At 67.2% G+C, this 18,046-nt stretch carries 17 protein-coding genes, 1 tRNA gene and 1 pseudogene; 6 read left to right on the top strand and 13 right to left on the bottom strand.

The features are described 5' to 3' along the window. Positions 1 to 109 precede the first annotated feature (109 nt). A tRNA-Cys gene (locus ACP99_RS03265) sits at positions 110 to 185 on the top strand. A gap of 189 nt (positions 186 to 374) precedes the next feature. Here the strand turns inward: ACP99_RS03265 and ACP99_RS03270 are convergent. After that, complete coding sequence (locus ACP99_RS03270; protein ID WP_049985232.1) at positions 375 to 1,430, bottom strand: two-component system sensor histidine kinase NtrB; 1,056 nt, start codon at positions 1,428 to 1,430, stop codon at positions 375 to 377. A gap of 185 nt (positions 1,431 to 1,615) precedes the next feature. Here ACP99_RS03270 and ACP99_RS03275 point away from each other — a divergent pair, with 185 nt between their 5' ends. From ACP99_RS03275 to ACP99_RS03280, 3 genes are all read left to right on the top strand, one after another. After that, on the top strand, positions 1,616 to 2,422 hold the full coding sequence (locus ACP99_RS03275) for a hypothetical protein (RefSeq protein WP_049985348.1): 807 nt from the start codon (positions 1,616 to 1,618) through the stop codon (positions 2,420 to 2,422). Between the two features lie 87 nt (positions 2,423 to 2,509). Next, complete coding sequence (locus ACP99_RS19810) at positions 2,510 to 2,671, top strand: HVO_2142 family zinc finger protein (RefSeq protein WP_156105584.1); 162 nt, start codon at positions 2,510 to 2,512, stop codon at positions 2,669 to 2,671. A gap of 65 nt (positions 2,672 to 2,736) precedes the next feature. Beyond that, positions 2,737 to 3,351 carry a VOC family protein gene (locus ACP99_RS03280; RefSeq protein ID WP_049985233.1) on the top strand — a complete coding sequence of 205 codons (615 nt, stop codon included), beginning with the start codon at positions 2,737 to 2,739 and terminating at the stop codon, positions 3,349 to 3,351. 24 nt (positions 3,352 to 3,375) lie between these two features. On the opposite strand, the gene ACP99_RS03285 is transcribed toward ACP99_RS03280, so the two are convergent. After that, positions 3,376 to 4,416 carry a zinc-dependent alcohol dehydrogenase family protein gene (locus tag ACP99_RS03285; protein ID WP_049985234.1) on the bottom strand — a complete coding sequence of 347 codons (1,041 nt, stop codon included), beginning with the start codon at positions 4,414 to 4,416 and terminating at the stop codon, positions 3,376 to 3,378. A gap of 147 nt (positions 4,417 to 4,563) precedes the next feature. Here ACP99_RS03285 and ACP99_RS03290 point away from each other — a divergent pair, with 147 nt between their 5' ends. Then, complete coding sequence (locus ACP99_RS03290; protein ID WP_049985235.1) at positions 4,564 to 5,394, top strand: DUF7260 family protein; 831 nt, start codon at positions 4,564 to 4,566, stop codon at positions 5,392 to 5,394. 45 nt (positions 5,395 to 5,439) lie between these two features. Here ACP99_RS03290 and ACP99_RS03295 read toward each other — a convergent pair whose 3' ends face one another. From ACP99_RS03295 to ACP99_RS03340, 10 genes and pseudogenes are all read right to left on the bottom strand, one after another. Continuing rightward, positions 5,440 to 6,432, bottom strand: a complete 993-nt coding sequence (locus ACP99_RS03295; RefSeq protein WP_049985236.1) for a ribonucleotide-diphosphate reductase subunit beta — start codon at positions 6,430 to 6,432, stop codon at positions 5,440 to 5,442. Between the two features lie 11 nt (positions 6,433 to 6,443). After that, positions 6,444 to 8,921, bottom strand: a complete 2,478-nt coding sequence (locus ACP99_RS03300) for a ribonucleoside-diphosphate reductase subunit alpha (RefSeq protein ID WP_049985237.1) — start codon at positions 8,919 to 8,921, stop codon at positions 6,444 to 6,446. A 187-nt stretch (positions 8,922 to 9,108) separates the two neighbouring features. Then, positions 9,109 to 9,570: pseudogene (gene nrdR, locus ACP99_RS03305) on the bottom strand (transcriptional regulator NrdR); the annotation flags it as partial. A gap of 236 nt (positions 9,571 to 9,806) precedes the next feature. Next, positions 9,807 to 10,037, bottom strand: a complete 231-nt coding sequence (locus tag ACP99_RS03310; protein WP_049985238.1) for a DUF7542 family protein — start codon at positions 10,035 to 10,037, stop codon at positions 9,807 to 9,809. Between the two features lie 55 nt (positions 10,038 to 10,092). Next, positions 10,093 to 10,386: a DUF7552 domain-containing protein gene (locus tag ACP99_RS03315; RefSeq protein WP_049985239.1), complete on the bottom strand. Its 294-nt coding sequence runs from the start codon at positions 10,384 to 10,386 to the stop codon at positions 10,093 to 10,095. Positions 10,387 to 10,417: 31 nt separating this feature from the next. Continuing rightward, positions 10,418 to 11,287, bottom strand: a complete 870-nt coding sequence (locus tag ACP99_RS03320; RefSeq protein WP_049985240.1) for an ABC transporter ATP-binding protein — start codon at positions 11,285 to 11,287, stop codon at positions 10,418 to 10,420. Between the two features lie 31 nt (positions 11,288 to 11,318). After that, complete coding sequence (locus ACP99_RS03325) at positions 11,319 to 12,461, bottom strand: FecCD family ABC transporter permease (protein ID WP_049985241.1); 1,143 nt, start codon at positions 12,459 to 12,461, stop codon at positions 11,319 to 11,321. Further along, complete coding sequence (locus tag ACP99_RS03330) at positions 12,458 to 13,513, bottom strand: FAD-dependent oxidoreductase (RefSeq protein WP_049985242.1); 1,056 nt, start codon at positions 13,511 to 13,513, stop codon at positions 12,458 to 12,460. Before ACP99_RS03330 ends, ACP99_RS03325 begins: the two co-directional genes overlap by 4 nt. Then, the gene (locus tag ACP99_RS03335) at positions 13,510 to 14,682 is read right to left on the bottom strand and encodes an ABC transporter substrate-binding protein (RefSeq protein ID WP_049985243.1); all 1,173 of its coding nucleotides are present in this window, start codon (positions 14,680 to 14,682) and stop codon (positions 13,510 to 13,512) included. The genes ACP99_RS03330 and ACP99_RS03335 overlap by 4 nt, the downstream gene beginning before the upstream one ends. 1 nt (position 14,683) lies before the next feature. Continuing rightward, a complete protein-coding gene (locus ACP99_RS03340; protein ID WP_049985244.1) occupies positions 14,684 to 15,805 on the bottom strand; it encodes an ABC transporter substrate-binding protein in 1,122 nt (373 codons plus the stop codon). 175 nt (positions 15,806 to 15,980) lie between these two features. Here ACP99_RS03340 and ACP99_RS03345 point away from each other — a divergent pair, with 175 nt between their 5' ends. After that, on the top strand, positions 15,981 to 17,243 hold the full coding sequence (locus tag ACP99_RS03345) for an MgtC/SapB family protein (RefSeq protein ID WP_049985349.1): 1,263 nt from the start codon (positions 15,981 to 15,983) through the stop codon (positions 17,241 to 17,243). 59 nt (positions 17,244 to 17,302) lie between these two features. Here ACP99_RS03345 and ACP99_RS03350 read toward each other — a convergent pair whose 3' ends face one another. Beyond that, positions 17,303 to 18,046 (bottom strand): glycerophosphodiester phosphodiesterase, encoded by a 744-nt coding sequence (locus ACP99_RS03350; protein WP_049985245.1) that lies wholly within the window; start codon positions 18,044 to 18,046, stop codon positions 17,303 to 17,305.

Genomic DNA, 18,046 nt, shown 5'->3' on the forward strand with positions numbered 1-18,046 from the left:
ACCCACAACACTCCCTACACCCAATCACACGGGCTAACAGCGTACTCCCCTCCTGACGCTCGTAGCGGACCGCTAGGCTTAAACGCCGAAACGGAATAGAACTAACCGCGCCAAGGTGGCAGAGTTCGGCCGAACGCGTCCGCCTGCAGAGCGGATCATCGCCGGTTCAAATCCGGCCCTTGGCTTTTCAGTTTTCGCCGTTTCCGGAGCGTCGAAGCGTGATCTTATCGTAGCGTTTGCAAGTCTTCGCTCACGCGATCGCACGCCAGCGTGCGATCGGATGTGCAACCAGTTGCAAACGCTACTATAGCCGTTGCGTTCTTGTCGGTGCCCCACCGTCTCGGTGGGAGTGAGCACCGAGACAACAGTCAGTGTCAGTCCGCGAGTTCGATGCCTGCGATCTCGAACCGCGCACCGCAGGTCTCGCTCTCGGAGACTGACACCGTCCACCCGTGAGCCTCCACGAGCTGTTTCACGATCGAGAGGCCGTAGCCGGTGCCCGAAGACCGCGTCGAATACCCGTGTTCGAATATCGAATCGGTGATCGAGTCGGGAATCCCGCGACCGTCGTCGGCGACGTAGAACCCGGTTCGGTCGTCGAGCGGTCCAACCGTGATCGTCACGCTCGCTGTCGCCTCGGCGTCAGCGGTCCCGTGTTCCACCGCGTTTCTGAAGAGGTTCTCGAACAGCTCCTCCAACCGACCTTTGTCGGCCGTTACCGTGCCGAGATCGGACTCGACGTGGAGTACGGCTGCGGCAGTTTCGACGTTGTGCCACGCGTCTCGAACGGCTCCTTCGAGATCGACCGGTTCGGTGTCGCCGATGATCCGTCCCTCCCGCGACAGCGCCAGCACGTCGTCGACGAGGTGGTCGATGCGCCCGAGGGCTTCGAGAACCTGCTCCAGTTCGGGTTGCCTCTCGCGTTCGTTCGCTAGTTCGGTGTAGCCTCGCGCCACCGACAGCGGATTTCGAATGTCGTGTGCGAGAATGTCGGCGAACTCGTCGAGCCGTTCTTTCTGGTCTCGGAGTTCGTCCTCGCGTTTTCGGCGCTCGGTCACGTCGCGGATGATCCCGGTGAAGTACTGGTCGCCGTCGTGGGTGTGTTCTCGGAGGCTGATCAGCGTCGGGACTTCGTGGCCGTCTTTGTGTAAGGCCGGCAGTTCGACGCCCTCCCAGTCGATGTTCCGCTCGCCGGTTTCGACGTAGGCCGCGAGCGCAGCGCCGTGGACCGGGCGCAGTCGCTCCGGGATGATCGTCATCTTCGAGCTCCCGATCAGCTCGTCGGGGGCGTATCCCAGAATCGATTCGATCGCGGGGTTCGCGTACACGATCGTGCTCTCCTCGTCGATCGTCAGCATTCCCTCCGCGGCGCTCTCGACCAGCGTCTGGTAGAACTCGTCGGGGCTGGTCGGCAGCGCGTTCGGTTCCATTGATGCTCTGCGGAGGCGTATGTGCCCGGCCCGTAAACACTTGCTGCCGAACGGGCGCGCGGCGTTCGCGTGGCCGTCTAGCGAGTCTGCGTCTCGGGGCCGTGGGCAACGTCGTCGACGCGCCACGGGCCCGTGCGTCCACGAAAACGGTAACCGTTATACGCCACGTGGTCAAACTCGGAGATATGCAACGACGCGCCGCGGCGATTTACGTCGCACTCTTCATCGTTATCGGTGCGGCTTCGTACTCGCTCATCGCGACCGCGCAGACGCCGACTGTCGAGTTCGACAACCCCGAGTACGAACTCGAACAGGGGGACCAGTTACAGGTGGGAGACCGGACCTACACCGTTTCGAGCGTCTCCGAGACGAGCGGTGAACTCCAGTACACCGAGGAGTCGTCGGAGTACACCGCCACGTGGGAGAACGACTCGACGCAGACCGTCGACGACGAGGAGTGGCGAGTGCTCGTCGACGAGGGAGAGGAACCGTCGGGGTTCACCCTCCAAGAGGAGATAAACGAGACGGCGATCCTGCAGGAGGACCCCGACGCCAGTGAGGAGACGGTCGAACAGAACGGCACGCGCTACGTCGTGATCAACGAGTCCGAACTCGTCCCCGCCGATGAGTACTTCCCGGACCCCGAGACCCGCTCGTACGCCGAGGGCGACACCATCGACTACGAGGGCAACGCCACGACCGTCGACTCGGTCACGACCGACGCAGTGCAGTTGACGTGGACCGCGCCGCGGACGAACACGATCTCCGCCGAGTCCGAGGCGAACGTCACGCTGGGCGAGGAGACGTACCTCGCGTACTTCCCCGACGGGTCGACGATGCAGTTGACTCAGAACTTCGAGAGCTACGACCGCCAGACCGCCGAGATCGACCGCGTCCAGACGCAGACGAACGGCCTCTGGGGCGTCAGCATCGTCTCGTTCCTCACGGCCGTCTTCATGATCGGCTTCGCGTACCTCCCCTCGCGGTACTGAACGCCGCAGCGCCGTTCTGTTCCTTTTCTGTACTATCGTTCGTTATGGATCGACAGAGTGATGTACTGCCACGGGTTCCCTCAGCGTATGTCGACTCAGCGGCCGTCGGATATCCAATCGAAGACGTGTCCGGACTGCGGCGAGGAGATGTCGTTCAACGGGATCCAGCCCGCGGGTTACGCGCAGTTCTTCTGTGAGCGGTGTCGCTACCGACGGGACACCTTCGTCGGCAGCGACGTCGACACGTGAGGTCGGGGTCGGAGTGACACGGGTGTCACTCCGATACTTATCCCGGTGGCCGTCCTACGGGGCGTATGAGCGACGAACCTGAAGTCACCGCGGAGCGACCGGACAGCCCGTTCCACACGACCGGCACGGACCACATCACCATCTGGGGCAGCAACGAGGAAGACACGCTCGCGTTCTATCGGGACCTCCTCGGGATGCCGTTGGTCCTGAGACAGCCGAACCTCGACGATCCCTCCCAGACGCACCTGTTCTTCGACACCGGCGACGGCCGGATCCTGACTGTCTTCGTCGGCGACCGCGCCTCGAACCGCGGCCCGCAGCGCGGCGGCACCGGCTCGGTGCACCACCTCTGCTTCAGCATCCCGCCGGAGGACTTCGAGGACGTCGCGAGCGCGCTCGACGACGCCGGCCGCAACTACAACGTCTTCGATCGGGGGATCTTCTTCTCCCTCTACACCCACGACAACAACGGCCTCGTGATCGAACTCTCGACGGACAAGTACGACATCCCCGACGACCGCCGCGGCGAGGTGCTCGCGAAGGCGCAGGAGCTACGCGTCGAAGACGGCGCGGAGTACGCCAAGGACGAACACCTCGCGGCCGCGCTCGAAGCACTCGGACTCGACGCCGAGCCCTACGACCTCCCGGACGCGTCGTCGGGCGTCGGCGGCGTGAACTGACCGGCGGCGTCCCGTCCGGCCGTCCTATTCGACCTCGACGAGCACCTTGATCGCCTCGCGCTCGTCCATCGCGCGGTAGCCCTCGGCGACGTCGTCGAGTCCGACGGTCTTCGTGAAGATCGGCGCGGGGTCGAGCGTCCCCTGCAGCACGTCCGCCATCAACTCCTCCGCGTACGCGCGGACGGGCGCGACCCCGCCGCGGAGCGTGATATTGTCGCCGAAGAAGTCGAAGAGGTCGAGCCCGCCGTCGAGCCCGTGGGGGACGCCCACGTAGCCGACCATTCCGCCGGGCCGACAGACCGCGGCGGCCGTCTCTATCGACGACGCGGCCCCGACGCACTCGAGGACGTGGTTCGCGCCGCCGTTGGTCAGCTCGCGGACGCGCTCTATCGCGTCCTCGCCGCGTTCTGCGACGAGGTCCGTCGCGCCGAACTCGGCGGCGAGTTCGAGGCGGTCCTCGTGGTGACCGACCGCGACGATCCGCTCCGCGCCGAGACGGCGCGCCGCGAGGACGCCGCAGAGCCCCACCGCGCCGTCGCCGACGACGACGCAGGTGTCGCCGGCGTCGACGCCCGCGTTCACCGCCGCGTGGTGGCCCGTTCCCATCACGTCCGTCAGCGGGAGCAGCGAGCGGAGCGTCTCCTCGTCGTCGGCGTGGCGGTCCGGCACGCGGACGAGCGTGCCGTCGGCGTGGGGACAGCGGATCTTCTCGCCCTGTGCGCCGCCGTTGTCGCCGCCCCAGCCGTCGCCGTTCACACAGGAGGTGTGCAGGCCCTTCCGACAGAACTCGCAGGAGCCGCAGCTGATCTTGAACGGCGCGAAGACGCGATCGCCCGGCTCGACCGAGCGGACGTCGTCGCCGACGGTCTCGACGACGCCCATCGGCTCGTGGCCGACCGTCGATCCCGGGTCGCGGTCGCTGTCGCCGCGGTAGAACCACAGGTCGGAGCCGCAGACCGCGGTGTGAGTCACGCGGACGATCGCGTCCGTCGGCGATTCGAGTTCGGGTTCGGGAACCTCTTCGACGCGGACGTCGCGGGGGCCGTGATAGACTGCGGCGCGCATATCGGGAGTGCGTTCGGCGCGAGCAAAAGGCGTGCGGCTTCGCGCGCGTCATAGCGGTCGTCGACGACGTCTCTGACGGCTCCGCTCCCGACTCCATCGACCGGGCGCGGTCGTAATCGTTATAGTTTTTTAGGCATACCTAAAACTATGTCTGAGGTCGAGTCTGCGATTCGAGATCTGACGGCGGCTCGACGCGCCGTTCGCGACGAACTCCGCGAGACCGAGCGCCAGCAGCGCGGGTTCGAGGGGTTCCGCGGCACAGTCGCCGGGATCGACCCCGACCGGGGCGTTCCGAACGGATCGAGCGCCCCGACGGCGACCCCGTCGGCCGGATCCGGACCGGGGTGGTCGACGGGCGCTTCAGCGGCGACAGCGACGGCTGCGACGCCCGACGACCGCTGCCGCCGCGTCCGCGCGGCGTTCGAGGAACTAGTCCTCCCGCACGTCGAGACGGAGACCGGCGGGGTGCCCGCGACGATCGCGGCCGAGTTGAGCGCCGAGGTCGCGGTCGCGCTCGCCGCGGAGGGCGGCGGCAATCAGTTCACCGAGGCGCTTCGCGAGGCCGTTCTCGAACACGTCGACCAGCGGCTCGCGGAGGGTCGGGTGATGCTTCGCGCCCTGACGCGCGAGCGCGACTCCCTCGACGACGCGATCGCGCTGCTGAAACGCGTCGATCGGGAGCTTCCGGCCGTCGACGACTCGGTGGTGCTGCTCTCGACCGACGAGGAACTGTGGGATCGCCGTCGGCGCGTCGCGTCGCTCGAAACCGATCTCGAAGCGGCCCTCCGCGATCGACAGTCCACGCTGGGGGACGTCGTCGCCTCGGAGGTGAAAGCCGGCATCGAACACGACACCGTCGTCGAGTACCTCTTCGGCGAGCGCGACGTCACCTATCCGGCCCTCGACGCGCTCGCTCGCGCGGTCGGCGAGTGCCGCCGCCGGACGGACCGGCTCGATTCGGCGCTCGAAGCGGAGTGAGCCGGTACGATCGTCACCGTCGCGGTCGAGGGCTCGACGGCGACGTCACCACTCCAGCGACCCGCCGCTCTGGTACTCCGTGACCTGCGTCTCGAAGAAGTTCTTCTCCTTGTTCAGGTCGACGGCCTCGCTCATCCACGGGAACGGGTTGTCGGTCCCGTAGCTCTCGTCGAGGTCGAGCTGTCCGAGCCGGCGGTCGGCGACGTGTTCGACGTACTCGACGAACTGCTCGGGTCCCATCCCGAGGACGTCCTCGGGGCAGGCCTCTCGGGCGTACGTCGCTTCGAGGTCGACGGCGGTCTCGATCAGGTCGCGCACCTCCGCGCCGAACTCGTCGGTCCACGCCTCGGGGTGCTCCTTTCGGATCTGGTTGATGAGGTCGACGCCGAAGCCCACGTGCAGCGACTCGTCGCGCATGATGTACTCGAACTGCTGGCCGATGCCGACCATCCGGTTTCGGCGCTTCAGCGCGAGCATCATCGCGAACCCGGCGTAGAAGAACACGCCCTCCATCACGACGTAGAAGCCGACGAGGTCTCTGAGGAGGTCGCGGACGTCCTCGGTGTCCTCCAGTCGGAACTCGGGGTCGTCGATGTTCCGCGTCAGGTCGACGACGAACTGGTCCTTCTCGCGGATCGAGGGGATCCGGTCGTACATCCCGTAGAGGTACTCCGGCTCGAACCCCAGCGAGTCACAGCAGTAGATGAACGTGTCCGTGTGGATCGCCTCCTCGTAGGCCTGTCGCAGGAGGTACTGGCGGCACTCCGGCGCGGTGACGTACTCGTAGATCGCGAGCACGATGTTGTTCGCCGTCAGCGACTCCGCCGTCGAGAAGAAGCCGAGGTTCCACTCGACGAGTTGTCGCTCCGAGTCGGTGAGGTCGTCGCCGTTCCACTGGGTGATGTCCTCCTGCATCGGGATCTCCTCGGGCACCCAGTTGTTGGCGACGCCGTCGCGGTAGTACTCGCGGGCCCAGTCGTAGTCGATCGGCAGGATCTTGTTCGGGTCGTGTTCGGCGTCGTGGTTGAGTAGTGGCATCCTCGATCACCTCACTGACAGGCCTCGCAGGTCGGATCCTCGAACCCGGGGAGGTCGCTGTCGCGGTCGTCGGTCGCGTCGCTTCCGTCCGCCTCGGCGTCGTCCGATCCGTCGCCGCCGGAACCGACGCCTCGACGCTGCGTGCGACCGTACTCGTCCATGTCCAGCGTCGACTTCTCGATCTGTGAGGCCCCGAGCGTCCGGAGGTAGTAGGTCGTCTTGATCCCGAGTTCCCACGCCGTCTTGTAGACGTCGTCGAGCAGCGAGCCGTCGGTGCTCGGGAAGAACACGTTGTGCGAGACCGACTGGTCGATCCACTGCCCGCGGTGGCCGGTCAGGTCGAGCTGGTGTCGGGGGTCGATCTCGAACGCGCTGCGGTACAGCTCCCTGAGGTCCTCTGGGATCTCCTCGATCTCCTGGATCGAGCCGTCGTGGAACTTGATGCGGTCGCGCATCTCCGCGTCCCACAGGCCGCGCTCCTTCAGGTCCGCGACGAGGTGGTCGTTGACGACGGTGAAGTCGCCGCTCATGTTCGACTTGACGTAGAGGTTCGAGTAGATCGGCTCGATCGACGGCGTCGTCCCGTTGATCGTCGAGACGGTCGCCGTCGGCGCGACGGCCATCGTGTTCGAGTTCCGCATCCCGTGTTCGGCGACGTGCTCGCGCACGCGCTCCCAATCGAGCGTCTCGGTCCGATCGGTCGGGATCTCGCGGCCGCGCTCTGCTTCGAGGAGGTCGACGGTGTCCTGCGGGAAGATGTCGCGATCCCACTTGCTCCCCTGGAAGGTCTCGTAGGGCTCGCGCTCTTTCGCCAGCCGCGAGCTGTTGAGGATCGCGTGATAGGAGACGAACTCCTGCCAGCGGTTCGCCCGCTCGATCGCTTCCTCGCCGCCCATCGGCGTGCCGACGTCCATCAGCGCGTCGTGGAACCCCATCACGCCGAGGCCGATCGGGCGGTGGCGCATGTTCGAGCGCTCGGCCCGGTCGGTCGGGTAGAAACAGAGGTCGACGACGTTGTCGAGCATCCGCATCGCCGTCTCGATCGTGTCGGCGAGGGCGTCGCGGTCGAGTTCGGTCGCGGAGACGTGGTTCGCGAGGTTGACGCTGCCGAGGTTACAGACCGCCGTCTCCTCGGCGCTGGTGTTGAGCGTGATCTCCGTACAGAGGTTCGAGGAGTGGACGGTGCCGACGTGGTCCTGCGGCGAGCGGACGTTGCAGGGGTCCTTGAACGTGATCCACGGGTGACCCGTCTCGAAGAGCCGCGTGAGCATCGTCCGCCAGAGATCGGCGGCGTCGACGCGCTCGTACTGCCGAAGCTCGCCGGCGTCGGCCTTCGCCTCGTACTCGCGGTACAGCTCCTCGAACTCCTCGCCGTAGGTGTCGTGGAGTTCGGGCACCTCGTCCGGTGAGAAGAGCGTCCACTGTTCGTCGGCCTCGACGCGCTTCATGAAGAGGTCCGGCACCCACGCCGCGGTGTTCATGTCGTGAGTCCGCCGGCGTTCGTCGCCGGTGTTCCGCCGGAGGTCGAGGAACTCCGGGAAGTCGAGGTGCCACGACGCCAGGTACGCGCAGGCGGCCCCGCGGCGCTTGCCCGAGCGGTTGATCGCGGCGGTGACGTCGTTACTGATCTTCAGGAAGGGGACCGTCCCGGTCGACTCGACGCCCGTGCTCTCGATGAGCGCGCCCGCCGCGCGGAGGTTCGTCCAGTCGTTTCCGAGGCCGCCGCTCCACTTCGAGAGCTGCGCGTGGTGCTTGTAGGAGTCGAAGATGTGTTCGAGGTCGTCTTCGACGGTCGTGAGATAACAGGACGACAGCTGGGGGTGGGTCGTCCCGCTGTGGAACAGCGTCGGCGTCGAGGGCGTGAACAGGAGCCGCGAGAGGACGTCGTAGAACTCGAGGGCCCGCGCTTGGGGGTCGTCCTCCTCGATCGCCAGCCCCATCGCGACCCGCATCCAGAACGCCTGCGGCAGTTCGAGCGGCTCGCCGTCCTGCTCGACTCTGAGGAAGTACCGCTGGGTCAGCGTCGAGGCGGCGAGGTACTCGAACTTCCGGTCGCGCTCCAGCGCCAGCGCCTCCGCCAGCGCGTCGAGGTCGAACCGGCCGTCGACCAAGCGCTCGTCGAGGCGGTCGACGTCGACGCCGCGCTGGACGTTCTCGACGAACGTCTCCCTGTACAGCGACTCGTAATCGACATCGGCACTGTCTTCCAGTTCGATCGGCTCGTGGCCGGTCACCTCGCCGAAGTACCGATCGAAGTGGAGGTCGGCGGCGACGCGCTTGTACGCCGGGTCGCGCTCGATCCGCGCCGTCGTCACGTTGATGAGCGCCTCGTAGACCTCCTCGCGGGAGGCCCCGTCGTAGAGGTCGCGCTCGGCCTCCTGTTGGAGTTCGTCGGCGGTGTCGTCGTCGACGACGTCGGTCTGTCCGCGTCGCGCTCTGTCGAGTATCGATCGTAGCTCTGCGTGTCGTGTCGTTGATGCGCTAGCCATCTGTGAGTGAATCTTGATCCGCGTCGGGATCGAGCGCCGCGCCCGACCCCGACTCGTCGTCTGTTTCGCGTGCGTCTGCAGCGTGGTCTGTGGGCTGTTCGTCCTCTGCCGGCTGTTCGTCCGACTGTCCGTCTCGTTGTCCGCCCGTTCGTTCGTCCGGCTGTCCGCCCGCACTGACTCCGCCGACATCGTCCAGTTCCTCGCCGAGAATCCGATCCAGTTCGTCGAGGAACTCCTCGGGGTCGGAGAACGCCTTGTACACCGAGACGAACCGGACGTAGGCGACGGGGTCGATCTCGCGGAGCCGCTCGGAGACCAGTTCGCCGACGAGCTTCGAGGAGACGATGCGCGTGCCGCGCTCGCGGAGTTCGGCTCGGAGGTCCTCGATCAGCCTGTCGACGTCGGCGTCGCTCACCGGCCGCTTCTCGACGGCGCGCTCGACGCCGTCGCGGACCTTCTCGGGGTCGAACGGCTCGATCGAGCCGTCGCGCTTCTTCACCTGCAGGGTCTCCCACTCGGGTCGCTCGTAGGTCGTGAACCGGAACGAGCAGCGGCTGCACTCGCGACGCCGTCGGACGGTCGTCCCGTCCGCGCCGCTTCTGGTGTCCACCACGCTCGTCCGGTCGTGACCGCAGTCCGGGCAGTCCATCGTTGTCACTCCTCGTCCCTCCAGGCGGATAATCCCACATATCGTGGGTCGATTATCTCGACCGCACTATGTCGTATCTGACGACCCCTGCATAAAACTTACCCAATCAAATTGATGTAATACAAATAAAATTGTATTCAATCACAGTGTACCGGATCACCGTCGGTTCGATCGAGGGCTCTGAATCGACTCCGCGAAAATCAGCTCGGTGCGTAGGACGCCGCGGCCGACCGTCCTCAGTCCAAGTACAGCGGCGAGTCGGCGTTCGTACACTCGGGGCTGCCGCAGACCCCCGCGTCCGCGCCGGCGCGTTCGACGCCCGCCGAGAGGCGGTGGAGCTCCCACGTGGCCTCGTGGCCCGTTTCCGTGCGGTGGTCCTCGATGAACGCCCGCGCGTCCCCGAGCTTCTCGAACGTCTCCGTGCGGTCACACGCCGGGCACGTGACCGTCGCGCGCGTTTCGGGCATTACGTCGTCGTACGCGGCGAACCGTACTCAATCGCACGGTTCGACCCGCGGTTTCTCAGCCGGTGTGTGTCACCGGCGTCGACGGACTCACCGCCTCCCACTCGCGCCTCACCGGACGGTCCTCGACGACGATCAGGTCGTAGTGCGGCAGCGCGGGGTCGTAGCGCCGGAGGGCCGCCCGGTACTCCTCGGCGACTCTCGCGGCGCGCGTCGCCTGCGCGCGGGTCTCGAATCGCCACCCGCCGACGGGGACCGGCCGCTCGCCGGTCCGCCCGCAGACGACGAACGCGCCGTCGCCAGCGAGGGATTCGATTCGGGATCGAAGCGTCGTGAGCGTCGGTTCGGTCATTGTGGGGCTTCCTCTCCGATGGCGTCGACGGCTACTCGTCGAGCGCGCGGTGCGGGGCGATGTGCGGGCCGGTCGGGCTCTCGGCGTCGACGCTGGCGTCGACGCGGAACACGTCCGAGAGCAGCTCCTCGGTGACGACCTCCCGCGGCGGCCCCCAGTCGTAGGGCGCGCCGTCCTTCATCGCGATGAGGTTGTCGGCGAAGCGCGCGGCCTGCCCGATGTCGTGGAGGACGATGCCGACGGTGACGCCGTCCTCGCGGTTGAGTTTCCGGACGACCTCCATCACGCGCAGTTGGTGGTGGAGGTCGAGGTACGTCGTGGGCTCGTCGAGCAGCAGCACGTCGGTCTCCTGGGCGAGCACCATCGCGATCCACGCGAGCTGTTTCTGCCCGCCGCTGAGGTTCGCCATCGACTTCCCGCGGAGGTGCTCGACCCCCGCCAACTCGATCGCGCGCTCGACCGCCCGCCGGTCGTCGTCGCCGACGGACTCGAAGAACCCGCGGTGGGGATAGCGGCCGTGGTACGCGAGTTCCTCGACTGTGAGGCTGGCCGGCGAGTCGTGCTCCTGTGAGAGCAGGCCGAGCCGCCGGGCGAGTTCCTTCGAATCCAGCGACTGCACCTGCTGGCCGTCCAGACGTATCGCGCCGGACTCGGGTGCGAGCTGGTTCGCCATCGCTTTCAGCAGCGTGCTCTTGCCGCTGCCGTTCGGGCCGACCAGCGCGGTCACCTCGCCGGCGGGGAGCAACACCCGCTCGCACTCGACGACCGGTTCCGTCGTCGTCGGATAGCCGATTTCGAGCTCTTCGCCCTGTAGCTCGACGGCGTCGATCGACGGCTCGGTGGAGGCCTCGCCCGATTCCGACTCCGCTTCTCCCCGCTCGAACTGCCCGTTTTCGCGCATCACGTCCCACCTCGCGTGGCTCGACTCCGCGTCATATCTCTCCTAGTGCCTCCTGTTTCCGCATCAGATAGAGGAAGTACGGTCCGCCGACGAGGCCGGTGACGATCCCGACCGGCACCTGCGTGGACGCGCCGAAGAGCAGTTCGAGGCCGAGACGCGCGCCCACGTCGGCGGCGACCATCAGGGCCGGGCCGGCGAAGAGACAGCCGACGATCAGCTTACGGTACTCGCTGCCGACGACGTTGCGGACCATGTGCGGGACGATCAGCCCGACGAAGCCGACGATGCCGGCGACGGCGATGCTCGCGGCCGCGGCGAGGACCGCGACCCCGGAGAGCGCGAACCGGACCTTCTCGACGGACATCCCGAGCGACCGCGCCGTCTGCTCGCCGAGGAGCAGGACGTTCAACTGTCGCGCCCCCAGGAGCGACAGCCCTATCGCGACGACGGTCCACGGCAGCGCCATCCGCACCTGCTCCCAGTCGGTCCCGGTCAGCGAGCCGGTCGTCCACGCGATCGCGGACTGGACCACGCCGATGTCGTCGGCGAAGAAGAACAGTCCCGTCTGCAGGGACTGGAACACCGTGCCGACGATTACGCCCGCGAGGACGAGTCGCACCGGCGAGGTGCCGTTCTTCCACGCGATGGCGTAGACGACGAGGAACGCGGCCGCCCCGCCGAGGGCGGCGACCAGCGGGAGAAGCGCCGACAGCCCGGAGAACACGACGAGCGTGAGCAGGATCAACAGTCCCGCGCCGGAGGAGACGCCGAGGATGAACGGGCTCGCCAGCTCGTTGCGCGTCACGGCCTGGAAGATCGCTCCCGACACGGCGAGGTTCATCCCGACGACGACGGCGACGAACACGCGCGGCAGCCGGATGTTCCAGACGATGAGGCTCCGCTGGTTCATCTCCGGGAGCTCCGCCCCGAAGAGGAACGCCTCCCACGCGCGGAGGTTGAAGAGCACTTGGGGATCGAACACCGCCGCCCACGCCTGCCAGACGGTCATCGAGTACGACCCGAAGCTCACTTGGACGAGTCCGCCGGCGACCACGACCGCGACGCTCGCGAGACAGAGGCTCACGAGCGCGCCGTCGACGCCGTCGAGGAACCGTCCGGTCGTCGCCGTCGGCCCGGATCCGGATTCGGACTCGGAGACGGGTTCGGTGCTCATCGGTCTCCGGCCTCCACCGTCGATTCCGGTTCCGCGTCGATCTCTCGGGCCGCAGCGAGGATGCGCTCGTCGTCGACGTGGTCCAACAGTCGGTCGTCGTCGAGGTGAGCCATCACGCGCTCGTCGTCCAGATGTGCGAGGAGGCGGTCGTGTCCGCGTTGGGTTCGCCGCGCCACCTCCGCCTCGGCGACGTACGCGTCCAGTCGGCGGTCGATATCGCGTTCTCGGAGCGTCGCGTACCGTTCGCTGTCCCCGTCGGCCGCGTCGCCGGCGCGCTCGTCGAACCACTCGCGCAGCCGGTCGCGGTCGGCCCACTCGTCCGGGCGCGAGGCTTCCCGGCGGAGCCAGTCCCAGTGTTCGGCGAGGTCCTCGGGGTACCCCCGCTCCCGGCGCACGTCGGCGATGACCGTTCTGGCCACGCGCGCGCCGTGGCCCGCGGCGACGAGCGCCTGCGTGTCCGCGTGCGTCGACGGCGACGCCACGTACAGGCCGTCGATCGGGGTCGACCCGTCCGGGTTCGGGTAGTCGCGGTCGAAGTGTTCCGTCGTCTCTCCCTCGTACTCGCGCGTCTCGAACATCGCGTCGTCGCCGAGCGGTCGGAGGTAGGCGGCGTCGTATCTGGCGGCGGCGACGACCCGAGCCGTTCTGCGGACTCGCCCGTCCTGCGTCTCGACGACGAACCGGCCCTCGCTTCCGTATTCACCGTCGCTGCCGTCTCCGGCGTCGCTCACGCCGCGCTCGGGGTCACTTCCGACCGTCCCCGCGGTCGTGACCGACTCGACGAGGTCGTCGACGACGTCACAGCCCGCCTCCGCCGCGTGGTCGTGTAGCAGCGCGTAGAACGTCTCCACGTCGATCCCGGCGGGGAAGCCGAGGTAGTTTTCGAGGTACGCACACCGCCGCAGCGAGGAGTTCCCGCGGTCGAAGACGGCGACGTCGAGGCCGTAGCGGGCGAGAAAGACCCCCGCCGCACAGCCGGCGGGACCGCCACCGACGACGACGACGTCGGAGTCTCCCGCGTCGGACCGCTCGGCGACGCCCGTCTCGGTCATCGCTCGATATCTCCCGTAACGACGTCTGCGACCCGCTGCCTGTCGAACAGTTCCTCGTCTTCGAACTCCTCGGGGTACAACCCCTGTGCCGCCTGTTCGAGTTGGAACAGGTGGATGATCGGCCCCTGGTAGGTCAACCCACCGTAGAACACTCGTCCCTCCTCGACCGCGGTGAGCTCGCTCGCGACGTCGTGGGACTCCATGTGCGAGACGACGTTCTCCTCGAAGTACTCCTCGGAGATCTCGCCTTGGATCCGCACGGCGATCGCGTCCGGATCGATCTCCAAGAGCGCCTCGTAGTCGAGCGTCCCGCCGCCGGCCTGCGCGTCGGTGACGCCGGACTTCGCGAGCGCGTCGCCGACTCGCAGGTCCCGCCACTGCTTCGATTGGGTGCCCTCGCCGACGAGGTACGGGTAGAACGACTCCGGCGGCACCTCGGCGGGGTAGAGGACCGCGATGTCGGGCGTCGACTCGGGGAGCCGCGCCCGCACGTCCGTCACCACTTCGTCGTGATAGGCCGCGAACGCCTCGTAGCGCGCCCGCTCGTCGAACAGTTCGGCGAGCTTCTCGAAGGCCTCGTACAGCGTGTAATACTCGTAGTCGTGCCAGTCGTACGCCCGCGTGAAGACGGTGTTGCCGACGAACGGGGCGACTCTCTCGCGGACCTCCTCGACGTCCGCCTGGCTCCACTGGAGGCGGTTTCTCATAAAGTTCGGATCGATCACGTGGACGTCGGCGTCGATCTCGTGGAAGACCTCTTTCCCGGTGCCGCCCTGCCACAGTTCCGTGAGCGACTCGGCGTCGACAGTGACGCCCGGAAGCTCGTCGTAGTGGTGAGTGCCGAACCGCGCGCGGACGCCGATTCCCGCGAGCCCGTCGGCCTGTCCGAGCGCGACGCCCATATCGGCGTAGTCGCCGGTGTAGGGGAGCCACCGCTCGGGGTCGGACTCGAACGCGACCTCGCCGACCGGGGCCATCGTCACGCTGTGGCCGTCGGGCGCGGCGGTCGTCGCTTCCGTGTTCGAATCGGTGTCGCTTCCGGCTTCCGTCGCTGTCGACTCGCCGCGCTCACCGACGCAGCCCGCCAGTAACCCGCCGGTGAGGAGCGCGCCGCCGGTACCCAACAGCCGGCGGCGGGTCGGATCCGGGGCCTCGTCCTCGGACGGCACGTCAGAACTCCCCGCTGACGATCTCGCCGACGCGCTCTCTGTCGAACAGTTCCTCCTCGACGTCGTAGAGCGCCCCCGCGAGCCGCTCGGTCACCACGAGGTTCGTGATCGGCCCCTGATACAGCGGTCCCGCTCGGTGGACGTCGCCGTTCTGGACCGCCGTCAGCTCGCTCGCCACGTCGTGTTCCTCCATGAACGCGACGACCGTCTCGCGGAACTCCGATTCGCTCTTTGCCTCCTGTCCCCGAACGAGGAGCACCTCGGGATCGACCTCCAAGAGCGTCTCGTAGTCGATCTCTCCGCGGCTGCTGTGGAAGTCCTTCACGTCCGTCTCCGCGAGTGCGTCCTTCACGCCGAGGTCGCGGAGGTGCTTGAAGCTCGTCCCCTCGCTCTGCACGTACGGGTAGAACGTCTCCGGCTCGTCCCCTCCCGCCCAGACGACGGCGGCCGACGGTCGGTCGCTGCGCCCCGGGACGATGGTCGCGAGCGCCGACTGGAAGTCCTCGTGAAGCGTCTCGAACGCCGCGAAGCGTTCGGGCTCCTGAAAGACCTCCGAGAGCTTCTCGAAGGCCTCGTACAGCGTGTAATACCGGTAGTCGTCGTGCCACGGGTAGCTCCGCGAGAAGATGCTGTTGCCGAAGATCGGACCGGCCTGGGTTTCGAGTTGGTCGATGTCGGCCTGCTTCCACCCGCCCCGTTCGAGCAGGAAGTTCGGATCGAACACGTGAACGTCGGCGTCGAGTTCGTAGAACTGCTCTTTGCCGACCCCGCCGTCGCCCCAGAGCTGTTCGACGGCGTCGCCGTCGACGCTCACGCCGGGAATCGCGTCGTAGTAGTGCGTGTGGTAGCGACTCGGGAGCCAGACGGCCATCGGCGGCTCCTGACCGAGCGCGACTCCCATATCCGCCCAACTGCCGTTGTTCGCGACCCACGTTTCCGGGACCGACTCGAAGGAGACCTCCCCGACCGGCTCGATCTCGACCGTGTATTCGCCGCCGCCGTCCGACGGCGCAGCGAGTCCGGCCGATCCGCCGGTACATCCGGCGAGGAGCCCGGTGACCGCCACTCCCGCGCCGTACTGAAGCAGACTGCGCCGCGAAACGCTGCCGTCTCGGTTTGCCATACGATTTAGGCCACCCTAAACAATAAAATCCCTTTCGAAGTTTCGGCGAGCCTAACTCCCGGTGTCGACACGGAAGAATTAAGCCCAACGACTATATAGGCTACATAGAGAAAATAGTAGTATATACCCATATGTTCTATCTGCTTCCACACCGACCGACCGGGGGGATACGATGATGCAGATCGGTCCCGAGAGCGTGCCGATCAACGTCGACGTGTTGAACCTGTTCATCGCCGGCGCGCTGGGGATGCTGCTCGGCTTAGAGCGCGAGTGGTCGAACAAGTCCGCGGGGATTCGGACCTTCACCCTGACGAGCCTCGTCGGCGTCGCGGCGGCGACGCTCGGACAGACCGTCCTGCTGGCGCTCGGCGGCCTGTTGGTCCTGACGCAGGGGATCCTCCTCGGGGCGCGCGGCATCCTCGTGGAACTCCGCGGGGAGGACAGCGAGGAGGGCGGGCTCGCGTTGACGACGTCGACGTCGCTGTTGGTGGCCTACGTCGTCGGCGTGCTCGTGGGGATGGACTTCATCCTCGTCGGCGTCGTCATCGCGATCACGTCGTCGTTCCTGCTGGTCCTCCGCCGGGAGCTCCACTCCTTCGCCAACCGGCTCTCTCACCAGGAGGTCCGCGGCGCGGCGGAGTTCGCGATCATCGCCTTCGTCGTCTACCCGCTCTTGCCGACGGGCACGTACGGCCCGTGGGACGCGATCGACCCGCAGCTCATCTGGATGCTGGTCATCGCGGTCAGCGCGATCGGCTTCGCGAACTACGCGATTATGCAGCGCTACGGCGGTCGCGGTATGCTCATCACGGGGTTCTTCGGGGGATTGGTCAACTCGACGGCCGTCATCGGCGAGATCGCCAACCGGGCGAAGGCCAACACGGGGATCCTCGACCTCGCGGTGGCGACGATCCTCGTCGCCGACGCCGCGATGGCCGTCCGCAACCTCATCATCGTCGTCGCGTTCGTGCCCGAATCGGCGCTCAGCGTCGGGCTCCCGCTCGGGCTGATCGCCGTCGGCGGCGTGGCCCTCACCGGCTACGAGCGAAACTGGACCGGCGACATCGAACTCGACCTCGACTCGCCGTTCAGCAGCGCGAACGCACTGACGTTCGGCGGGCTCTTCCTGGCGGTGCTCGTGGTCACCGCGGGCGCACAGCAGATGTTCGGCACCGCCGGGTTCCTCGTGACGAGTTTCCTCAGCGGTCTCCTCTCCAGCGGGACGACGACGACGACGGCCGTCTCGCTCGCCAGCACCGGTCAGATCACCCCGGCCGTCGCCGCGCAGGGCGTGCTGGCGGGGACGCTCGCGAGCATCTTCGTCAAAGTCTGGCTCGCGGTCGGCATCAACCGCAAGCTCCTCGCGCCGGTCACGACCCGCTCGACGTACCTCGCGCTCTTGGGACTCGCGGGCGTTCTCGCGGTCCAGGTCCTCTAGGGACGCTTCTCGGCGACTCTCGACGCGACGGAAAACGATCGATCGGCGCGGGATCGCCCCTACGCTTCTCTGCAGAGCGTCGCCAGTTCGCAGTCGTCGATCACGACGCCGTCGACGCCGCGGGCGCTCAGTTCTCGGACCGTCTCCGCGTCGGCGGCCGTCCACGAGTTGACCGCGAACCCGCGGTCGTGAGCGCGCGCGACCACGTCGGTGTCGAGACAGAGGTCCACGGCGGGGTGGACGTACCCACAGCCGAGATCCGCGGCGACGTCGAGCGCCGCGTCGACGTCGAAGTCGGTCTCGCCTCCGTCGCTCGCGGTCTCGTCTTCGGACTCCTCGGACCCGTCGTCGCCCGCCCCGTCGTAGAACAGAAAGGCGATCGACGGCGCGCCCGCGTCGCGGGCGTCGGCGACGTCGTCGGGGTAAAACGAGGAGACGATCACCTCGTGGTCGTAGTCCGCCGCGACCTCGACGGCCTCGGCGGCGACGTCTCGGCCCTTCAGTTCGAGGTTCAGCCCGACGCTCGGGGGGACGACCTCGAAGGCGTCGACCAACCGCGGGACGGGCTCGCCGCTCCCGAGCACCGAGACCGCTTTCAGCGCGTCGTAGTCGGTCTCGGCGACCTCGCCGGTGGCGTCGGTGACGCGGTCGAGCGTCTCGTCGTGGAAGACGACCAACTCGCCGGAGCCGCACCGCCGGACGTCGAGTTCGATCATGTCCACCGCCGCGCTGGCAGCGCGGAACGCGCGGAGGGTGTTCTCCGGGTACTGCGTCAGGCAGCCGCGGTGTGCGATCGCCTGCAC

Source organism: Halobellus rufus (genome assembly GCF_000739575.1).
In the GTDB taxonomy this organism is placed as follows: Archaea; Halobacteriota; Halobacteria; order Halobacteriales; family Haloferacaceae; genus Haloquadratum; species Haloquadratum rufum.

Coding starts and splice junctions, on each gene's coding strand:
- ACP99_RS03270 (WP_049985232.1), bottom strand. CDS start 1,430: ATGGAACCGAACGCGCTGCCGACCAGCCCCGACGAGTTCTACCAGACG.
- ACP99_RS03275 (WP_049985348.1), top strand. CDS start 1,616: ATGCAACGACGCGCCGCGGCGATTTACGTCGCACTCTTCATCGTTATC.
- ACP99_RS19810 (WP_156105584.1), top strand. CDS start 2,510: ATGTCGACTCAGCGGCCGTCGGATATCCAATCGAAGACGTGTCCGGAC.
- ACP99_RS03280 (WP_049985233.1), top strand. CDS start 2,737: ATGAGCGACGAACCTGAAGTCACCGCGGAGCGACCGGACAGCCCGTTC.
- ACP99_RS03285 (WP_049985234.1), bottom strand. CDS start 4,416: ATGCGCGCCGCAGTCTATCACGGCCCCCGCGACGTCCGCGTCGAAGAG.
- ACP99_RS03290 (WP_049985235.1), top strand. CDS start 4,564: ATGTCTGAGGTCGAGTCTGCGATTCGAGATCTGACGGCGGCTCGACGC.
- ACP99_RS03295 (WP_049985236.1), bottom strand. CDS start 6,432: ATGCCACTACTCAACCACGACGCCGAACACGACCCGAACAAGATCCTG.
- ACP99_RS03300 (WP_049985237.1), bottom strand. CDS start 8,921: ATGGCTAGCGCATCAACGACACGACACGCAGAGCTACGATCGATACTC.
- ACP99_RS03310 (WP_049985238.1), bottom strand. CDS start 10,037: ATGCCCGAAACGCGCGCGACGGTCACGTGCCCGGCGTGTGACCGCACG.
- ACP99_RS03315 (WP_049985239.1), bottom strand. CDS start 10,386: ATGACCGAACCGACGCTCACGACGCTTCGATCCCGAATCGAATCCCTC.
- ACP99_RS03320 (WP_049985240.1), bottom strand. CDS start 11,287: ATGCGCGAAAACGGGCAGTTCGAGCGGGGAGAAGCGGAGTCGGAATCG.
- ACP99_RS03325 (WP_049985241.1), bottom strand. CDS start 12,461: ATGAGCACCGAACCCGTCTCCGAGTCCGAATCCGGATCCGGGCCGACG.
- ACP99_RS03330 (WP_049985242.1), bottom strand. CDS start 13,513: ATGACCGAGACGGGCGTCGCCGAGCGGTCCGACGCGGGAGACTCCGAC.
- ACP99_RS03340 (WP_049985244.1), bottom strand. CDS start 15,805: ATGGCAAACCGAGACGGCAGCGTTTCGCGGCGCAGTCTGCTTCAGTAC.
- ACP99_RS03345 (WP_049985349.1), top strand. CDS start 15,981: ATGCAGATCGGTCCCGAGAGCGTGCCGATCAACGTCGACGTGTTGAAC.